We start from the raw sequence: 17769 nt of genomic DNA on the forward strand, positions 1-17769 counted from the left end.
GGGTATCGGTGGGTGGTCGAGGTTGACCTGGATGCGTTCTTTGACCGGGTGAACCACGACGCGCTGATGGCCAGGGTGTGACTTTCGGCGCTATTTGGCGGCGTTTTGTGATCGCTAAATGGCGCGCAGAGCCACGGAGCGAGGGCCTGGCCTAATTCCTTCGTCTCGTATCCCTAGGGATACGGGAAGGTAGACACCGGAGTGACGGGAACGATTGAATGCAAGCGCTAACGTAGACTCCAGGGGAACGCGAAGGTGAATTGGGGGAACAATCATGCTACAAGCTGCCTGCGGTTCGATACCGGCGAGGCCTGCTGCTTCGAACTCTCAACTTCGTACCCTAGCCAGTGAGCTGCCCAGGTTGAGGGTTTTGACCAAACAGGACGCGTTGCTGACAGTTTCACAACTCTTCGGACGTGTTCTCGCTGCCTGGCGCGCACTTCGCCGCGATGAAGCTGAGAACCCTTTGGCCCGCCTCCGGGTCCCGCGCGAGGCTGATTTAGCGGCACCAGCTTCGACGTTGCTTTTCGCGAGAGGCTAGGACAACATGCTGATCAAGCCCGTGTCGCTCCCTCGCGACCTACATTTATTGGTCACCCCTGTGGCCTACATCCGCAGATCCGATGTCCATCTGCTCACTGCCAGGCGGAATGCCTGGCAGAACACGACGCTTAAGCGTTACATGACCACTGAACCGGCTTACTCCACAGTGATGTCGGCACGCGCAGCAGCGGAACTGCGAAGGAGGCCTGGGACGTACTTCGTGATTGACGAAAAACCGTCGCTGGTATTCGATCTCGCAGGGCTTAGCTTAGTTGTGACCCACCTCAACGCTTCTCCGCGGTTCAGGTCCTGGAAGATCCCTGCGGCAATGACTGACCGTGATACCCCGATCACCGGGCTTGAGGTCTTCAACATGTTTGCTGGCAGTCGATACAGGGAAGCAATGTCAGGTTGGCGGATTTCTGACGGAAAGCCCGACGTCATCCTTGGAGTCGTGGAAAGCGCCGCGTTGGCCACTTCCGATGGCCGCGAACAGATGCTGTTGAGGCGCTCATCAGTTCAGTCCGGCGGAAGGATGACTTTCAGGATTGAGCAAAGTACTGACGCCGACGCTGCGCATTTGGAACGCATAGTGGAAGAGCTGGCTCACCTGACGCAACAAAAATATCCCGTACACGAAATTTACCAGTGGGGCGACGAATACTTCTGCAAAGAGGACGTTAGAAAGCTCTATGAAACAGAACCGCAGCGCCTAAACGACTATGGATTTCCGGTCGGGCTCAGCACGGCTTCCGAGCCTCCGACGTTCTGCTCAGTTTGTTTCCGTTGGTTCATCGGAGCACGCCCCGATGATGTCGAGTAACACCCTGTGCGGTACACAGCAATCCTTGACGTTAGCTACCTGACGTTCAGTCAGGGACAGCATTATTGATGTCGCCTCACGTGACCGGATCAGGGGAGTGAACTCGAGCCATGTCGGCTTGTCGGTCTGCTGTGCCGAACCCTGCCCGAAATGTTGCTCCGAGACAGTATCCAACTTGACCTCCTAGGCCCGGTCTCGTAACCGTTGGGATACGAGACGTCTCACTGGCTCTGTCCCGTAAGATCCTGATTCTTGTGAAATTGTCATTTTTCGAAGTCGTCTGCACGGAATATCCGAAGTCGTCTGCACTGCCTGTCCTCGGCCGGCAGCACGCCAGCAATTGCGCAGAGACCTGTTCGCTGTGGGCGCCGTGGATCTGACCGGTCATCTGTTGTGCCGGGCCCGGTTCGGGTGCTGGTCCTCAAGCTGTGGTTTCGAAGCCGCCAGGAACTATGAGGCGTAGTAGCCTATCCTGAAGACTTCAAGTAACCGTAGAACGTTTAACCACCATGCTTCGGGTCGTCACGGCCGGGTGCCTGGCTACGCGGAAGCAGCGTGGTGCCCCGCACGAGTTAGTGCCCCCGCTTTCCGTGCCCCTCAGAGCCGTAACGGGAGCGGGGCCCCGGGATGAGGAGAAAAAGCATGAATGCGCAGCGGCGATCCAGCAGTATGGGCCCCAGTATCTGGCGACACTGTGCAGTAGTGGCCCTGGCCATTGTGCTGGCTGTCGCCTTTTGGCTAAGCCGTATGGATTGGTCGCCCGATATGAGGCTTTGGCGTGCAGTCGGTGACGCCGCGGCCTTGCTCCTCTTTACGGCGCTTGCCATCGGGCCCGCAGCGAAGCTCTGGTCGTCAGCGGGCTGGCTTCTGCGGTGGCGCCGCGCAATTGGTGTCTGGGCCGGACTGGTGGCGACGGTGCACGCCCTGCTGGTCATCGACGGATGGGCGCAGTGGAGCCTGCGCCGGTTCCTGGGCTATGAGTTCGTGCCGCAGTTAGCGCGGGAGGCGCGGATGGAGCCTGGTTTCGGGTTGGCCAATCTCATCGGGCTTGTGGCCCTCGTATGGATGCTCGTCCTCGTTGCTACGTCCTCAGATCGGGCCTTGCGCTTTGTGGGCCCACCGGCATGGAAGTGGATCCACAACGGCGCGTACGTGGTTCTGTACCTCGTTGTGCTGCACGGGTCCTACTACCTCTTCATGCACTACACCGTCTCTTTCCACAGGCTCCCTGCACCGGAGAACTGGTTCCGCATCCCGTTCCTGATACTGGGAGGAGCGGTCATAGCTCTCCAATGGGCCGCCTTCGCGCGCGAAGTGCGCCGGCGCCGCGCTCACGGACACAGCGGTCGAGAAGGTGCGCTCTCCCGCTAGTCGTGTTAGTGATTTGTTTGCGTTTGATCTTGCTGATAGCCCGGCCGGTTTTGACCTAACGGAATGGTCTGCTAAACTGGGTCGGGGAATTCTGCTTCACGCTGGGCCCGGTAACCGATATTTGTGGACGGTGAACCGGTCCGTGCGGAACAAGGCCGCCAAACGGCAGGCCACCCCGCACCCGGCACGCCCGGGGCCGCCTGACACTGTCCTTTCTCAGCGGTTTCCTACTCGGACAGCCCCAAACAGCAGCAAAAGCCCCTATCAATCAGCACTCCTCACTACCAGGACGCGTTGAGCCGAATACACGTTATTAGCAATCACGCAATGGCCCTCGGCGTGAGCCTATTCCCAGGGAGTGGACAACAGGGGACGACCGGACGCGGCCCATGCATCCATACCGCCGTCAAGTTCTACGATGTTGGTATAGCCACGCGCGGTGAGGGCGCGCACCGCAGCACTGCTCATCCTGTCGCTACGGCAGTAAACAGCAAGCGGTGTCTGCAAATCGGCGGGGAGCTTCGCGGCGTCCGCCCCCACTTGTTCATATGGAATCATTCGGTCGGTGCCCGCGATCTGCCCATCGAACGGAACATGGACGTTGATGGTGACCCGCCCCGGTTCTGCCATCGCTGAAGCGAACGCAGCGGGATCCAACAGCCGTCCAGCCGAGATCGACTCGGACGGTGCGGCGCCGGCGGACTGGGCGGGGCCGGCGCTGCCAGTGCCGGCCCCGCCGCAACCGGCAAGCAGCAGCGCCAACGCTACAATCGCGACGAGCGTCGAAGTAACTTGCTGAGGTGCCATTTCTGCATAGTACCTGCCCCGGATTCAGTCGCCTTTGATCATCGATGTAACGTCGGATCCCGCCACCCGGGCGGCTGGGCCCCCACCACTGACTATCTGCCGCGTGTCGTTTTCGCAAGGTGATTATTCACGGCCGACTGCTGGCAGACATCCAGCCTTTCCGGGTTCAGCCCCTCTGGTAAGGCATCAGCGCCGCCCCTCTTGAAACGAAGGATTTCAAGAACAGGTTGATTCGAGAATCGTGGTGCTTGGAGCGAGCGGGCGCAAGGCGACGTCATTCTGGCGGGAAACGGCCGTTGGGACGGCCACGGGACTCTTCCTCGACATCGCAACAGCCCGGGCGATCCTGGTCACCGCGGACGAAATCCAACACCTCGATCAGGCAGTGGTGCAGTCCCGGAGGATTTGGCATGCCCCGCCTACGGGTCCGGCGAAACGAAGTCCGGCCCGGCTCCGGCGACCGGCATTCAGCCGGATCGCTGACCGGCATCCCCTAGCTAGGGCGGCCATTAAGACAACCGGGGGGAGCGTCTCATCCGTACGGCAACCTCATCTCCGTCACGCTCGCCGCCGGTGGGCTGGCCTTTGTCGGAGTCGCGCTCTTCCCGGGCCCGCGGCGCCGTGCTGATGTCCGTCTCAACGACTGTCGTGGCCTTGAACACTCAACCGTCGCGAACGCCCTGCTCCCGCGCAGGATGAAACTAAGCCCTGCCCAGAGACGTTGAAGCTCTCGGACGCACAAGCAACAGCCCGCTCAGCCTGAGCCGGTACGCTTGACCACGATCACGCACGGAGGGAGGAAGAGCATGACCAGCCACGTACGCGGCCGTTCCCTGGCCTTCCTCCGTCGGGTCGGCCTGTTGGCGGGGTTGCTGACCGTCATTGCCGGCATTTTGGCCATGCACGTAGTGACCGGAACCCACTACATGTCCCCGGCCTTTGCGGGCCCGGGAATGGACGTCCCGGCAGCCGGTGTCGTTGAGCAGGCGGTGCCGACGCAGGTACCGGCCAGTGCCCACACCGGCCACGCCGCGGCGCCGAATGCCGTTACCGGAATGGTTTCGACGCCAGCCCCGTCGTGCGCTGGCTCGGGTCCGTGCACGGCGATGTCGGCCATGGACGCGGTCTGTGTCCCCTCCCCGGCGACCACCGTGCTGGCGGCGCCGCCGCCTGGCAGCACACCTTTTGCGGCCCAGGATCTGGCAGTGGCGTCAAGCCCCGCCGCCGGGTCTTCATATCTTCCGGGAAGTCCTTCCCCGGGCGATCTCGGCATCAGCCGCACGTAAAGCGGACTTGCCGCACCGCGCCCACCCGCCCGGTGTACAAGACTTTCTCCCTGACGCGCCCCAGCATCAGCCATGCGTTCTGTGGTTGCGCGTCCCCCCTTACAGCCGTGCCCTGCGCCGGTTGATGCTTGAAGGACCGTGAATTCCATGAAGAAGATTCTGACTATTTCCGCTACCGCCCTCGCCGCCGCCATCGCCCTCGCCGGCTGCTCCGGCGGAGGCAGCATGCCCGGCATGGACATGGGCAGCTCCAGCAAGTCGTCCAGTTCCGCTCCGGTCACTGCCGGAGACCACAACGCGGCCGATACGATGTTTGCCCAGATGATGATCCCGCACCACGCCCAGGCAGTGGAAATGAGCGACATGCTGCTCAAGAAGCAGAACATCCCCGCCGCCGTGACCGCCCTGGCCACCAAAATCAAGGCAGCGCAGGCTCCCGAGATCGAGAAGATGACCGGCTGGCTCAAAGACTGGAACGAATCGGCAACGATGTCCGGCAGCATGAGCGGGAGCATGTCCGGGATGATGGGCGACGAGGATATGAAGAAGCTCGAGGCCGCCCAGGGCACGGAAGCAGCCAAGCTGTTCCTGACCCAGATGATCGCCCATCACGAAGGCGCCGTGATGATGGCCAAAACCGAAGAAGCGGACGGTAAGAACCCGGACGCGGTCCAGCTCAGCAAGGACATCGTGACCGCCCAGGAAGCGGAAATCCAGGAAATGAAGGACCTGCTGGGCACCCTCTAGCCCCACCCACGGTGCAGGCCCGTGCTGGTATCACGGGCGCGGGCCTGCACCGCACACCCCCAGCGATTCCCATTCCCCTTTTGCCCTGGAGTCCGCGTGGTCTATCCTTCCGCTCCCTATGCAGTTCGCCGCTGTCACAGCCGGCCTGCGCGGCGCTCCTCTGGGGAGGAAACACATGCTGATGGGCTCCCGCGGCGACTTCCTTGGAAGGGACGCCGGTGATGTCAACTGCTCGTTCAACGTGTTGAACGAGCAGGCCGCACTGGTGACGGCCACTGCCTGGGGCTCCCAGCTGGCTGTGCAGGATGCTGGCGACACCCGCATTGCCGCGTTCATCCGCGCTGACGCCCAGTCCCCGAAAGCGCCGAAACCCGGCGCACCCTGCACCGGCGGAACCAACAACTAGCCATCCGCACATCAAAAAGGACAAGCCGTGAAGAAGAACGACAAGCCGTCTGAGGACCCTGTCAAGAGTTACCGCCGCCACCGGCGGTTGGTCCGCATCGGGCAGGTTCTGATGTCCGCTGGTGCGCTGGTCGCCATCGGGCACTGGATCGCCCATCTTGAACCCTTCGGGCGGGCCCCGAGCATCGCGGAGGACATTTTCATCGGCTACCCCACCGGGGCCGCACTGCTCATGATCGGCGCCATTCTGGCCGGCCGGTCGGAGCCAAAGAAGACACGCTGAGCATGCCGCCCTGGCACGTTGTCCTGACCTCCAGAGCAGCGAAAGGACCTGCAACCGGCGGCCGCCTCACGGGCCTTGACGCGGCCCGCGGCCTCGCTCTGCTGGGCATGATGGCCACCCACATACTGGCCCTCTTCGAGGCAGACGCCAACCAGACCCCCACCTGGGTCGGCCTGGTGTTTTCCGGGCGTGCAGCGGCCCTCTTCGCCGTTCTTGCGGGCATCGGGCTGGCACTGTCCACGGGCAAGGAACGCCCCCTGGAAGGCGCCGCCCTTTCGGCTGCCCGGCGGGGCATAGCCCTGCGCGCTTTCGTGATTGCCTTCATCGGACTGTCCCTGGGCGGCCTTGAAGTCAACATCGCGGTGATCCTGGTGCACTACGCCGTGCTCTTCCTGTGCGTCCTGCCGTTCCTCGGGCTGCGGCTGAAGGCCCTCTGCGCCTGGGCCGCGGGCTGGATCCTCGGCTCGCCGGTGCTGGCCTTCCTGCTGCGGCCGTGGCTGATGGCTGCCGATCCGCCCCTGCAGCTGAATCACAATCCGGGGTGGGGGGACCTGTCCACTCCTGGCCAACTGCTGGGCGAGCTGTTCCTGACGGGTTACTACCCCGTCTTCCAGTGGATTTCGTATCTGCTGGTTGGTCTGATCATCGGCAGGCTGGCGCTGACGACGGCGTTCCTGCCGGTGCTGCTGCTGGCCGGCGGCGCCGCTGTGGCGGCCTTCGCCAAGGTCCTGGGCACGGCAGCAATGGAGGAGTGGGGCGGCCGGGCCGCCCTGCAGTCGATCCTCTCGGATCCCCATTACCCGCTGGACAGCCGCCTGCAGGTCAATCTGGCAGGCGTCCGGCAGGAAGGGTCCTGGTGGTGGCTGGCGTCGAGCGCGCCGCATTCAGGGACCACGCTGGACCTGCTGCATACCAGCGGCGTGGCCGCGGCCGTCGTCGGGCTTTTCCTCCTGATAGGAAGGCTCGGGGACCGGCTGGGTGTGGATCTGCTGCTGCCGCTCCGCGGCCCCGGAGCGATGACGCTGACCCTGTACACCGTGCACGTGTGGGCAGTGGCCTCGGGCCGCCCGCCGGGATGGACCGAGCAAGGAATGTACTTTACCCAGGCCGCGCTGGCCGTGCTGATCGGAATGGCCTTCGCGCTCCTGAAGAAACGCGGCCCCCTCGAATGGCTCGGCCATGCCGCGAACCAGGTGGGACGGAACGAGCCGGACAGGATCCGATAAAGGACATGACCGGGGATGTGGCTACTCGACGAGGCCCAGTAGCGTGAGCAGGCCCCCGCCCGGGGGCCTGGGCCGGCGCGGCTTGGAGTGAGCGGCAGGAATGTTACAGGCCCACGCTCAGCAAAACCGCTTCATTCAACTCCAACGCTGACAAGGTGCTCCCGCACGTGAAGGATCTCGCGGATGGCCAGAATCCGGACACCCTGTTCGTCACCTGCGTGGACTCACGGGTTAACCCCAACCTGATCACCAGCAGCGGTCCCGGCGACCTGCTCACGATAGTGCTCTCGCTGATCGGTACATTGCTGGTTATTCCGATGGTTATTTTCGTCGTGAAGCATCCACGATGGATGAGCGAGCCCCTGGATACCCAGCGGAAAGCCCTGATTGTGCTGTTTTTCATAGGACTGTTTATCGACCTCGCAGGAGGCGCCATGCTCGTAACTGCTCATTACTGAACTGGAGCAGGGCGCCCACGGAGAGTCATAGAGCCCGCCCATAAAACGGAGTGCCAGCGGCGGCAAAATGGCTAGCCCAGCGCGAAAGTGTGGCGTCTCAGTTCTTACTAACTTGGGCACCCAGGACTGTTCACTCGAGAAGTGGCAACACGCCACACGACTTCGTTGCACAACTATGTACTCAAGGTCGCCTGTGGCTATCGAGAGAGTAGTTTCTCGCCGTCAGAACGCAACTCCCCTGTTGGTGAGACGTGCCGGTAGAGCGTCTGGCGGGTAATCCCGAGTTCGGTGCAGAGTTCGCTGATTTTGGTCCCGGGCTTACCCATGGACGCCATAGCGAGCCGGAGTTTCGCGGGAGTCATCTTGTAGGGGCGTCCGCCGTTGCGGCCGCGGGCGCGGGCGGCTGCGAGTCCTGCTGTCGTGCGTTCGGAGATGAGTTCGCGCTCGAACTCGGCGAGGGCAGCGAAGATTCCGAAAACGAGCTTCCCGGAGGCGGTGGTGGTGTCGATGGCGGCGCCCTGCCCGGTGAGGACTTTCAGCCCGATTCCGCGTTCGGTGAGGTTATGGACGATGTTGACCAGGTGGCGGAGGTCCCGGCCGAGCCGGTCGAGCTTCCAGACCATGAGGGTGTCGCCGTGGCGCATGGCTTTGAGGCAGGCGGCCAGCTGGGGCCGGTCATCCTTCTTCCCGGAGGCCCGGTCTTCATACAGGGAGGCCGCGTCGATGCCGGTGGCCAGGAGCGCGTCGCGCTGCAGGTCCGTGGTCTGGGAGCCGTCGGCCTTGGAGACACGCATATATCCGACCAGCACGGAATTTCTCCTTCGTCATTTATACGTTCGTTTAAGTGACAGCGTGATTCCAAGTCTCGCGGGATTCCGAAGTTGTCTGTGACTTTCGGCGGTAAATGGCGGCGTTTTCACATCGCTGTTTGGCGCATGGTGCAGCCCCGAAGGGGATCGGGAGCCGAGCCTTTGCCGGACCGCTCTCCGACGGGAGAGAGCCAAGCTGACGAGAGCTGGCACGCCACGGGGAAAGCTCCTCTACCGGGCGGCCGGTTGACCGGTTGAACAGACGCGGCCCGGGAGCCTTACGAAGCGAAGTTACTTTCTGTTCTTCTTGCGGAGAACCACTATTGCAGTGATGATAAGGCCCACCAGGCCGACTGCAACGAGGGCGAATACGAGGCCAACGTATTCCGCCCCGCCTCCAAGATCGGGACCGATCATCGGCATGGTTTCTCCTACTATTCAAGTATTCGTTCGTTTGCACATCCTATGGACTAAACGATTCTTTAGATAGCGAAGCGCTCGTCTTAGGGATCTGCTAACTCATGAGATTCTGTCATCCACGAGCCAAATCGGCTGGCCGATTCGCGGGCGATCAGAGCGGTTATCTGCCGGAGATCACGCCGTAAATTGCGGTGATGAGGCCGGCAAAAGCCATCCCGAGGCCTCCAATGAGATAGCCCCGGTCGGACTGGAACCTATTGAGTAGCTCACCTGGCGGCCCGGATCGCTTGTTCCAGCGGGTGCTCCAATCCATTAGCCGCTTGCGCTGCCATGCTCCGAGCAAGCCCACAGCAAGAGCTACGCAACCCAAAAGTATGTACATTCCCTCTCATTTCGTCCGTGGGACTCGCTAACCATTGCCCTAATCTAAACCCTGGGGCAGCGCCAGTGGCCGGCGCGCCGAAAGGCTGCCAGTCTTCAACGGTAGGTGTGCCGGGGCTGGCCCACCTGTCCGCCCCATCTTTCTCGCCCCGGGTGCAGCGAACTCCTGGCCGAAGTCTGCAAATACCGGTGTCTCGAAAAGCAACAGTTTTTTGAGACGCGGCCGTCGTGTCGATGAGCGTCTAAGGGATCGGCGTCGCGCCGGGCCGGCGCGTGTCTCGGAAAGATGTCTCACCGTGGATCGTCTCAGTTGGGTGCTGGCCGGGGGTTTCTGAGGCACAATGGCCGGGTGAGACATCTTGGGTATACGCGTGTGAGTACGTCGGGTCAGGACGCGAAGTTGCAGCTCGATGCGCTTATCCATGCCGGGGTGCAGAAGCGTGATGTTTTTGCTGACGTCACGTCCGGGAGCAAGGCAGCCATTGAACGTCCGGGGATGAAGAAGCTCCTCGCGTATGTGGAGCCTGGTGACACGGTCGTGGTGTGGCGGGTGGACCGGCTCGGCCGGTCCTTGATCGATGTGTTGAACACGGTGAACCTGCTGCGGGAACGCGGTGTGTACCTGAGGTCCATTTCGGACGGTATTGATCCCACGACAACGTCGGGCCGTCTGATGCTGAACATGCTCGCGACTTTGGCTGAGTATGAGCGGGAGTTGATCGTCGAACGCGTCAACGCGGGCATCGCCGCGGCCAGACAGGGCGGAACCCGCTTCGGCCGGCCCTTGTCCGACCCGCTGGTCATCGCCGACAAGCTCGCGATCGCCTCGGACGCCCGCGCGAAGGGCCGCTCCGCTGAGGACGCGGCGCGACTCGTCGGCTGGAGCCGCGCGACGCTCTACCGCCACCGGCAGGCGGCCGAAGACCGCCGGTCATGAAGCATCGGCTGTCGGCCGAAGACCGTGCGGCACTGCTCCGGCAGCACATCGATGACGGTGTTCCCCTCGCCAGCATCTCCGGTCAGGCAGGCATCCCTCTCCGCACGCTGCAACGGTGGACTGCGGGATTCCGTGCCGGCGGCTCGGTTGCGGCCCTGGGCCGCCAGCCACGCTCGGACCGCGGAAGCCGTGCGCTCCCGCCCGAAATCGTGGGCGCGATCGAAGGCCTCGCACTCCGCCGCCCGGCGCCGACCATCGCGTTCATCCACCGGCGGATCGGTGCCGTCGCGCTCGATCGTGGCATTCCCGCCCCCGCCTACTCGACGGTCCGAGCGGTCGTTGCCGCCATCGATTCCGGACTGCGCACCATCGCCCTCGAAGGCGACGCCGCGTACCGGGACCGGTTCGAGCTGGTCTACCGTCGCACCGCCAGCCGCGCGAACGAGCAGTGGCAGTGCGATCACACCGAGCTGGACATCGAGATCGTCGACGCCGCCGGGGCCCGCGCACGCCCGTGGCTGACCGTCGTACTCGATGACTACTCCCGCGCCGTCGCCGGCTACACCGTCTTCACTGGTGCGCCGACCGCGCTCCAGACGGCACTGGCCCTTCACCAGGCCGTGCAGCGCAAGAAGCATCCGGCCTGGCCCGTCATGGGTCTGCCCGATCTCCTCTACAGCGATCACGGTGCAGACTTCACCAGCACCCACCTTGAACGGGTCTGCCTTGACACCCACATCCGGCTCATCCATTCCGTCCCCGGCGTGCCGCAGGGCCGCGGGAAGATTGAGCGGTTCTACCGCACCATCACCGAAGGGCTCCTACCGCATCTGCCCGGTTTCATCCCGCACGGCACCCGCGGGACCCCGGTGACGGCACCGACGATGACCCTCGAACAGCTCGACACCGCGCTCGAGCAGTTCATCGTTGACGAATACAACCACAGCACGCACTCCGAAACCGGAGAGGTCCCCACAGCACGCTGGCAGGCCGGCGGCTGGATCCCCAGACTGCCGGCGCGGCCCGAGGACCTGGGCCTCCTGCTCCTGACCGTCGCACACCAGCGCATCATCCACCGCGACGGCATCCACTTCAACGGCCTGCGCTACCTGGACCTCACACTTTCCGCCTTTGTCGGCGAAGCCGTCACCATCCGCTACGACCCCCGGGACATGGCCGAGATCCGCGTCTGGCACCAGGACACGTTCCTCTGCCGCGCCATCGCCCCGGAACTCGCCGCCGGAACCATCACCTTCAGGCAGCTCAAGGCGGCCAGATCAGCACGCCGGAACGAGCTGAAGAAACAGCTGCGCACCAAGCTCAGCCTCGCCGATGCCCTTCCTGCCGACGACCGCTACGCGCCGCCGGCACCCGTCCAACCGACAAGGGCCGGGCAGCAAACTGCGGACGAAAAGCAGCATCAGCTTCGCATCTACGCCGAAGGCTGACCGAAGGAGAGGAAAACTCATGCCCGCCAAGGACGAGAATGACGACGGCCGCCGCTTCCTGTCCGCCGATCTCGGCGAGATTTCCGCCGCCCCTCCACCGGTCCCGCCCGACACGCCGCCATTTCTTATCACCAAGGAGCACCGGCGTTTCACGGAGTTCGCCACCGCAGTGCGCACCAACCGCCACATCGGCGTTTGCTTCGGCCCGCCCGGCGTCGGTAAAACCCTTTCAGCACGCGCCTACGCCGGTGCGACCGAATGGGAACAATGGCAACGGACCGGTCAAACCAACACCGAGCCCGTCCCTGCCCGCGTGCTCGAAGCCAGAACAGCATTCTGGACCCCCACTGTGACCATCAGCCCCCGAGAGATCGACCGGCAACTGCCTCGGATCTGCCAAAGAGTCTCCTGGGCAGCCGAATACGCCCGGGAAGGCAACATCGACGTCTTCGAGCACCGCGACTCCCGGGCCTCCGGTCTGACCGAACTCCTCATCATTGACGAGGCCGACCGGCTCAAACCTCCGGCACTTGAGCAAGTCCGGGACTACTACGACCGCCACACTATGGGCGTCATCCTTATCGGCATGCCCGGCATCGAAAAACGCCTCGCCCGCTACCCTCAGCTCTACAGCCGCATCGGCTTCGCCCACCATTACCGGACCCTCGGCACCGAGGAACTCACCTTCGTCCTGACAAACCGCTGGCAGGAGCTCGGTCTAAGTATCGACCCCCAGGACTTCACCGATGCCGAAGCGATCGCCGCCGTTGCCCGCATCACCAACGGCAACTTCCGGCTCATCCAGCGTCTCTTCACGCAAATCACTCGCATCCGCGATATCAACCAGCTCAACAGCATCACCAAGGAGGTCGTCGAAGCAGCGCGCGAAACCCTGCTCATCGGCACCTGACCGCGCCATATAGCGCCACGAAAAACCCGCCAAATACCGCGGAGAATTACAGAAGTTGTCACTTAACCAGTTATTTATTCTAAGTCATGCAAAGGGGTGCTGATCGTTTGTTTGTGACAGGAAGTCGAGGGGTATCTGAAGCTCGACGAAGGTTTCCCGGAGAGCGCGCACGGATTCTTCATTCCGGAGTCCGTACCGTGCGACGTCGAAGAGCTGTTTCGCGACGATCGGGTCTTCTTTCGCTGCTGCGATGGCGGCGCCCAGTGAATCCAATGCCCGTTTCCAGAGCACGTCCGGAGTCGGCTTCTCTTGTGCGTCGGCGGTTTCTGTCAGTGGGGCGGGCCGGGTTCCGTCGCCGATGTTGGAGGAGGGTTCAGGCCTGAGGAGGTGCGCGGAGGTTCCCCGGGCAGTCAGTGAGCCGGCTTCGATCAGTTCCATCGCGACTGCTGCTGCTTCGAGCAGCTGCTGCTGGGCGGTCCAATGGAGGGTTTCGAACGGTTGCCACGAATACAGCCCTGCCCGGAACGGGTGACCGCAGTGTTCCCAGACACGACGCACGTCGTCCAGTTGCCGGCCATATCGTCCCTGGGCTGTGGTGAGTTCGTCCAGGAGGGTACGCAGCAGCCGGAACCAGATGCCGGCGTGAACCGGATACCGGGGCAGGTCAACGGAACCGGTCGTTATGGCCTGCCAGGTGCGCCGGTCCATGAGGGACAACGACTCCGGAAGCGCCCGCCGGTCATGGGCGGGAGTTGCCCACAGAATGTAGTCCGCCGGACGCCCTTCGTAGGTTTCGAGACGGCGCCCGTGTACCGGGCAGCTGGCGATGACCGGCAATTGCCAGAAGAGCAGTACCGTCGGGCTGGATTCCAGGCAGTCCGGGCATCCCCGCCGCGCCCCGGTGCCCGGGAGCCATGGCAGCCACTTCCGCGGGGCGTAGATATTGCGCCGCTTGGGCGGCAGGAGCACCGAGAGCTGGTGCACGTAGGTTTCGTAGGCGCCGGGGGCAGGGATGAGGCTGTCGAAGAGCCAAGGCACCCATCCGGCCATGGTCATGGCGTCTACGCGGTGTTGGTCAAGACCGGTGCGCTTGGCGAGCTCCTCGAGCAGGTGCGTCGGCGGGTCCAGATCCAGCTCGGGGTCGCTGAGTTCCCGCTGGCCGAGTTCGTGTTCGAGCAGCTCGTACGAGTGCAGCCCGTAGCTGGCGGCGATCCGCCGCAGCCAGGAGGACAGCGATTCCGTTTCTGCAGGTGCCGGGTGCAGGGGCCAGCGTTCCGGGGGTCTCATCTGAGTTCGCGTTCGAACTTCCGGCGCCGGACGCTGGGACCGTCGTAGTCGGCGAGGGTCAGTGTCCGGTGGTTGATGGATTCTTCGCCGCTGTCCACGGCTGCTACTGCGGCTTCGGTCAGGAGCGATGTGAGCTCCCCGATGGTGCCCTCGCTGCGGGTGAGGAGGTAGCGGGCCATGTCATCGGTCGCCAGATTTGAGTGCAGGCGCAGCGGGAAGGAGGAGGCAAAGCTGGCCAGCAGGGACGACAGGTCTGCATTGGCCTCCCACAAGGGCAGCGTCATGGGCTCAAACCGGTTTTCGAGCTGGTCATCGGAACGGATGGCGAGATAGGCGTCACGGGTGCCGACCCCCACCAGCGGGATACGCAGCTCGTTTCCCAGGAAGCGCAGCAGGTTCAGGAATTCGCGCCGGACATCGGCCCGGCCGGCCAGGACATTATGCAGTTCGTCAATCACCAGTACCCGCACCCCGACCCGGCGCAGCACGGCAAGTGTGAGCTGTTCCAGGTCGGCTACGCGCCGGCGCGGTCCCGTCGGCGCACCGAGCGCGGCGAGCACGGCCGTGTAGAACCGCGGGATGGACGGTTCGGAGGGCATCTGGACGCACAGTACGGGGATGTGTTCCTGGTCCGCGCCGGAGTGTGGCGCGTGCTGGCGTCGGAACCGTTCGATGATCATGGACTTGCCGTTGTTCGTCGGTCCGATCAGGAGAAGGTTGGGCATGCGCTGTTTGCCTGGCCAGTCATAGAGTGTTTCGAGCCGGGTGAGGGTCCGGACCGCCCGGGGGTACCCGATCCAGCGGTCCGCCCGGATGCGCTGGATCCTTTCCTCCGCCGGCAGGCGGGCCATAGTCTGGGCCCAGGGCTGGAGATGGGACAGATCCGGCGGAGGGTAGTCATCGATGCTCACCACTGCTCGACCTCGTCAAAAGGACGGGCTACCGCGGTGTCATTCGTGGGCGGAAGCATCTCATCCGGGGGCACCGCCGGGGTCTTCGCGGTCCCGGAGGTATGGAGGTGGCGCCGCCGCTGCAGATCCCGGCGTGATCTGCGGGTTGCCCGTTGCGCCGTGGCGGCGATAACGCGCATCTGATCGATCATGCGGAACAGTGCTTCCTCGTTGACCTGGTCGTGTCCCTGCTGACGGAGCCGCGCCAGTGCCTGCCGGTGTTCCCACAACGTCACCGCCGGATGGGAAACCGTACGGTACGGCACTTCCACATAGGCCGTTCCCTCCGGTTCCAGCACCCAGACCCTGCTGATGTCCCGAGGGTCCCGCCGGATGATGAATTTTTCCTCCCGGTCCCGCCGCGCAATCCACGGCTTGAGCACGTTCGCGAAGTAATGGACATGGTCGATGACAAAACCGGTCCGGGTGATTCTGCGCCGGATGACCGGCAGGAAATCGACGAGAAACGCCGCGGGGTGCGCAACAACAGGCTGCGCTCCGAACTCTCCCACCCCTTCATGCCAGCGCCCGGCCGGTGTCTGGTTCAGGGATCCGTGGATGCTGCCGTGGTAGCCGGCCACTGCCAAGGTCAGCCAGCGTTCCAGCTCTATCAAGGTCAGTGCGGACATTTTGTCGGCATCGTAACCGCCTCGCTGGCCGGGATTGGAGAAGGTCGTGCCCGGCAGTTCATGGACCCGCTGCATGGCCGTGCCGATGATGCGCTCCACGATGCCGCCGTAGTGCGGGCGGCCCGGTGGCCGGTAGTTGAGTCTGATGCCGTGCTGTTCGCAGCCGCGGCGCAACGCCTCGCTCTTAAATTCCGAGGCGTTGTCCAAATAGAGTGCGCGAGGTTTACCGCTCATCGGCCAGGCCGCGTCCACGCCCAGTGTTTCCAGCCAGGGCCGCTTGTCGCAGGCCATGTGCGCGATGCACAAGCCCACCGACACCGACGATGGCGCCTCCAGGGTCACGACCATTCCCAGCAGGCAGCGGCTGTAAACATCGATGGCAGCCGTCAGGTAGGGCCGGCCGATGGGCTGCCGGTCCCGGTCATCGACGACGATCAGATCAATCACGGTGTGGTCGATCTGCACCTGGTCCAACGGCGCCACGATGGCCGGCACGTTCCCGCCGGCCGACTGCAAGGGCCGGACGGCGTCCCTACCCTCGCGGCTGCGCCTGACCTCCACCGGATGCAGCCGGGCGATCCTGCGAGTAACAGTATTCAGCGCCGGCACAGGAAGCTCCCGGGTCCGGCACGCCTGAACGACCTCGCGATAGAACGCCGCCCGGGAAAGCTTTTGCCGCGTCAGGTAGTGCTTACGGACCAGCTCGTCAATCACGGCCTCGACGCTTTCAGGCAACCGGCCTTTGCCCTGGCCTCCGCTGGAGTGTCCGGGGGCAACATCCGTCACCACGCCGCTGCCCTCACGGTAGCGTTGGATGAGCAGATACACGTGCCGCCTGGAGATACCCAGCTCCCGTGAAGCTTCGTCGACCGCCTGTTTACCGATGATGCTCAGTCGCGCCAACGGCGCGATGATTTCAGCCCGCCGGCGTGCCAGTTCCCAGACCGCATCCGGCATGGTCAGCAAGCCGTGCCCACTGATCGGTGTTGATTCCGGTTCCATGCCAGTCCCTACTCGTGCAGCGGACTTAATTACGGGCGTCGCCGCGACCTCACGTACCGGGCCACGTCCAACGATGCTCTCCGTACCCGCAGGAAATCAAGGACTATCGGGTACGGACCGGCGGATGGTGCTGAGGTCTCCTGAAATTCCGTGCTGACCACTGTTGACAAAAACACCCTGTGAGCAGGACTTCGGACATTCGTGCACTCGCCTTCGGAAAATGACAGAAATCTCACGACTTTCTCTGCGCCCGGCGATTCTCATAACTATGTCTCGAAACCTTCTGCTTGAATTGGCGTAGTAATCATTAGTTATGAGACACATTGGAGGCAGGCGTGTCGAAACTTATTGGCTATGCACGGGTTTCGACGCGGCAGCAGTCCACGGACCGGCAGCGGGCGGATCTACTGGACGCCGGCGTTCGACGCGATGACCTCTACGTCGACCAGGGTGTCTCCGGAGCGCGCGCGTCGCGACCCCAGTTCGATCGAGCACTCGACGCGCTCATGGAGGGTGACACCCTCGTCATCACGACTTTGGACCGGCTCGGGCGATCCACTCAGAACATGCTTGCCTTCGCCGACGAACTCCGCAGCAGGGGCGCCGGCCTGCGCGTCCTGAACTTGGGCGGAGGCGACGTCGACACAGCAACACCGATGGGCTCTATGTTGTTCACGATCATGGCCGCCCTCGCGCAGATGGAACACGAGATCAAGCGCGAACGCGTCACTGATTCCATAATCAAGCGAAGAGAAGCTGGCAAGGACCTTGGCGGCCGACCCCGCCGGGTCACTGATAGTCAGATCAGAAGTGCTGTTCGCTTGGTCAAAGGTGGCGAGCCCGCGGCGCAGGTTGCCCGGGATCTCGGTATGTCCCGAGCGACGTTCTACAGGCGGTCACGAGCGCTTGCCGACTAGCAGGGCGACATTTAGCGCCGCAAAAAGACCGCCATTTACCGCCAACAGTCACAGGCCAGGGTTGCGCGGAAAGTGAAAGACAAGCGGCTTTTGAAGTTGATTCGGCGCTATCTCGAAGCGGGAATCATGG

17 protein-coding genes and 1 pseudogene are annotated in these 17769 nt (G+C 63.3%); 12 read left to right on the top strand and 6 right to left on the bottom strand.

The window, feature by feature from the left end; translation table 11 throughout:
• The first annotated feature begins 547 nt into the window (after nucleotides 1-547).
• Both PV761_RS23040 and PV761_RS23045 read left to right on the top strand, forming a co-directional pair.
• A complete protein-coding gene (locus PV761_RS23040) occupies nucleotides 548-1366 on the top strand; it encodes a hypothetical protein (protein ID WP_347899878.1) in 819 nt (272 codons plus the stop codon).
• 765 nt (nucleotides 1367-2131) lie between these two features.
• The gene (locus PV761_RS23045) at nucleotides 2132-2737 is read left to right on the top strand and encodes a ferric reductase-like transmembrane domain-containing protein (protein WP_347899879.1); all 606 of its coding nucleotides are present in this window, start codon (nucleotides 2132-2134) and stop codon (nucleotides 2735-2737) included.
• Nucleotides 2738-3082: 345 nt separating this feature from the next.
• Here the strand turns inward: PV761_RS23045 and PV761_RS23050 are convergent, their stop codons facing one another.
• Nucleotides 3083-3544 (bottom strand): rhodanese-like domain-containing protein, encoded by a 462-nt coding sequence (locus tag PV761_RS23050; RefSeq protein ID WP_347899880.1) that lies wholly within the window; start codon nucleotides 3542-3544, stop codon nucleotides 3083-3085.
• An 806-nt stretch (nucleotides 3545-4350) separates the two neighbouring features.
• Between PV761_RS23050 and PV761_RS23055 the strand changes: the two genes are divergently transcribed.
• The 6 genes and pseudogenes from PV761_RS23055 to PV761_RS23080 all read left to right on the top strand — a co-directional run.
• Nucleotides 4351-4830, top strand: coding sequence for a hypothetical protein (locus tag PV761_RS23055; protein WP_347899881.1), 480 nt, complete (start codon nucleotides 4351-4353; stop codon nucleotides 4828-4830).
• A gap of 147 nt (nucleotides 4831-4977) precedes the next feature.
• A complete protein-coding gene (locus tag PV761_RS23060; protein ID WP_347899882.1) occupies nucleotides 4978-5577 on the top strand; it encodes a DUF305 domain-containing protein in 600 nt (199 codons plus the stop codon).
• Between the two features lie 175 nt (nucleotides 5578-5752).
• On the top strand, nucleotides 5753-5983 hold the full coding sequence (locus PV761_RS23065; RefSeq protein WP_347899883.1) for a DUF3105 domain-containing protein: 231 nt from the start codon (nucleotides 5753-5755) through the stop codon (nucleotides 5981-5983).
• Between the two features lie 27 nt (nucleotides 5984-6010).
• On the top strand, nucleotides 6011-6265 hold the full coding sequence (locus tag PV761_RS23070; protein ID WP_347899884.1) for a hypothetical protein: 255 nt from the start codon (nucleotides 6011-6013) through the stop codon (nucleotides 6263-6265).
• Nucleotides 6266-6267: 2 nt separating this feature from the next.
• Nucleotides 6268-7491, top strand: a complete 1224-nt coding sequence (locus PV761_RS23075) for a heparan-alpha-glucosaminide N-acetyltransferase domain-containing protein (protein ID WP_347899885.1) — start codon at nucleotides 6268-6270, stop codon at nucleotides 7489-7491.
• A gap of 143 nt (nucleotides 7492-7634) precedes the next feature.
• Nucleotides 7635-7769 (top strand): annotated as a pseudogene (locus tag PV761_RS23080) (carbonic anhydrase); the annotation flags it as partial.
• A gap of 377 nt (nucleotides 7770-8146) precedes the next feature.
• Here PV761_RS23080 and PV761_RS23085 read toward each other — a convergent pair.
• Both PV761_RS23085 and PV761_RS23090 read right to left on the bottom strand, forming a co-directional pair.
• Nucleotides 8147-8758: a recombinase family protein gene (locus PV761_RS23085; protein WP_347899886.1), complete on the bottom strand. Its 612-nt coding sequence runs from the start codon at nucleotides 8756-8758 to the stop codon at nucleotides 8147-8149.
• Between the two features lie 291 nt (nucleotides 8759-9049).
• Nucleotides 9050-9181: a hypothetical protein gene (locus tag PV761_RS23090; RefSeq protein ID WP_347899887.1), complete on the bottom strand. Its 132-nt coding sequence runs from the start codon at nucleotides 9179-9181 to the stop codon at nucleotides 9050-9052.
• Nucleotides 9182-9908: 727 nt separating this feature from the next.
• Between PV761_RS23090 and PV761_RS23095 the strand changes: the two genes are divergently transcribed.
• From PV761_RS23095 to PV761_RS23105, 3 genes are read left to right on the top strand one after another with little or no spacing between them, the layout of a single operon-like run.
• Nucleotides 9909-10496 carry a recombinase family protein gene (locus tag PV761_RS23095; protein ID WP_347899888.1) on the top strand — a complete coding sequence of 196 codons (588 nt, stop codon included), beginning with the start codon at nucleotides 9909-9911 and terminating at the stop codon, nucleotides 10494-10496.
• Nucleotides 10493-11944: a Mu transposase C-terminal domain-containing protein gene (locus PV761_RS23100; protein ID WP_347899889.1), complete on the top strand. Its 1452-nt coding sequence runs from the start codon at nucleotides 10493-10495 to the stop codon at nucleotides 11942-11944. The genes PV761_RS23095 and PV761_RS23100 overlap by 4 nt, the downstream gene beginning before the upstream one ends.
• Before the next feature lie 19 nt (nucleotides 11945-11963).
• Nucleotides 11964-12854, top strand: coding sequence for an AAA family ATPase (locus PV761_RS23105; protein ID WP_347899890.1), 891 nt, complete (start codon nucleotides 11964-11966; stop codon nucleotides 12852-12854).
• Nucleotides 12855-12938: 84 nt separating this feature from the next.
• Here the strand turns inward: PV761_RS23105 and PV761_RS23110 are convergent, their stop codons facing one another.
• From PV761_RS23110 to PV761_RS23120, 3 genes are read right to left on the bottom strand one after another with little or no spacing between them, the layout of a single operon-like run.
• The gene (locus PV761_RS23110; protein WP_347899891.1) at nucleotides 12939-14141 is read right to left on the bottom strand and encodes a TniQ family protein; all 1203 of its coding nucleotides are present in this window, start codon (nucleotides 14139-14141) and stop codon (nucleotides 12939-12941) included.
• Nucleotides 14138-15046, bottom strand: coding sequence for a TniB family NTP-binding protein (locus PV761_RS23115; protein ID WP_347899894.1), 909 nt, complete (start codon nucleotides 15044-15046; stop codon nucleotides 14138-14140). The genes PV761_RS23110 and PV761_RS23115 overlap by 4 nt, the downstream gene beginning before the upstream one ends.
• A 2-nt stretch (nucleotides 15047-15048) precedes the next feature.
• Entirely contained in the window at nucleotides 15049-16722 is a 1674-nt protein-coding gene (locus PV761_RS23120; RefSeq protein ID WP_347899892.1) for a DDE-type integrase/transposase/recombinase, read from the bottom strand.
• Nucleotides 16723-17057: 335 nt separating this feature from the next.
• On the opposite strand from PV761_RS23120, the gene PV761_RS23125 reads away from it, so the two are divergent.
• Nucleotides 17058-17639, top strand: a complete 582-nt coding sequence (locus PV761_RS23125) for a recombinase family protein (protein WP_347899893.1) — start codon at nucleotides 17058-17060, stop codon at nucleotides 17637-17639.
• Nucleotides 17640-17769: the final 130 nt, after the last annotated feature.

Origin of the sequence: Arthrobacter sp. CC3, assembly GCF_039907775.1 — a bacterium.
Lineage (GTDB): Bacteria > Actinomycetota > Actinomycetes > Actinomycetales > Micrococcaceae > Arthrobacter.

What these genes read in the sequence shown, in the direction of transcription:
- PV761_RS23040 (WP_347899878.1), top strand. Translation starts at nt 548, where the DNA reads ATGCTGATCAAGCCCGTGTCGCTCCCTCGCGACCTACATTTATTGGTC.
- PV761_RS23045 (WP_347899879.1), top strand. Translation starts at nt 2,132, where the DNA reads ATGAGGCTTTGGCGTGCAGTCGGTGACGCCGCGGCCTTGCTCCTCTTT.
- PV761_RS23050 (WP_347899880.1), bottom strand. Translation starts at nt 3,544, where the DNA reads ATGGCACCTCAGCAAGTTACTTCGACGCTCGTCGCGATTGTAGCGTTG.
- PV761_RS23055 (WP_347899881.1), top strand. Translation starts at nt 4,351, where the DNA reads ATGACCAGCCACGTACGCGGCCGTTCCCTGGCCTTCCTCCGTCGGGTC.
- PV761_RS23060 (WP_347899882.1), top strand. Translation starts at nt 4,978, where the DNA reads ATGAAGAAGATTCTGACTATTTCCGCTACCGCCCTCGCCGCCGCCATC.
- PV761_RS23065 (WP_347899883.1), top strand. Translation starts at nt 5,753, where the DNA reads ATGCTGATGGGCTCCCGCGGCGACTTCCTTGGAAGGGACGCCGGTGAT.
- PV761_RS23075 (WP_347899885.1), top strand. Translation starts at nt 6,268, where the DNA reads ATGCCGCCCTGGCACGTTGTCCTGACCTCCAGAGCAGCGAAAGGACCT.
- PV761_RS23090 (WP_347899887.1), bottom strand. Translation starts at nt 9,181, where the DNA reads ATGCCGATGATCGGTCCCGATCTTGGAGGCGGGGCGGAATACGTTGGC.
- PV761_RS23100 (WP_347899889.1), top strand. Translation starts at nt 10,493, where the DNA reads ATGAAGCATCGGCTGTCGGCCGAAGACCGTGCGGCACTGCTCCGGCAG.
- PV761_RS23105 (WP_347899890.1), top strand. Translation starts at nt 11,964, where the DNA reads ATGCCCGCCAAGGACGAGAATGACGACGGCCGCCGCTTCCTGTCCGCC.
- PV761_RS23110 (WP_347899891.1), bottom strand. Translation starts at nt 14,141, where the DNA reads ATGAGACCCCCGGAACGCTGGCCCCTGCACCCGGCACCTGCAGAAACG.
- PV761_RS23120 (WP_347899892.1), bottom strand. Translation starts at nt 16,722, where the DNA reads ATGGAACCGGAATCAACACCGATCAGTGGGCACGGCTTGCTGACCATG.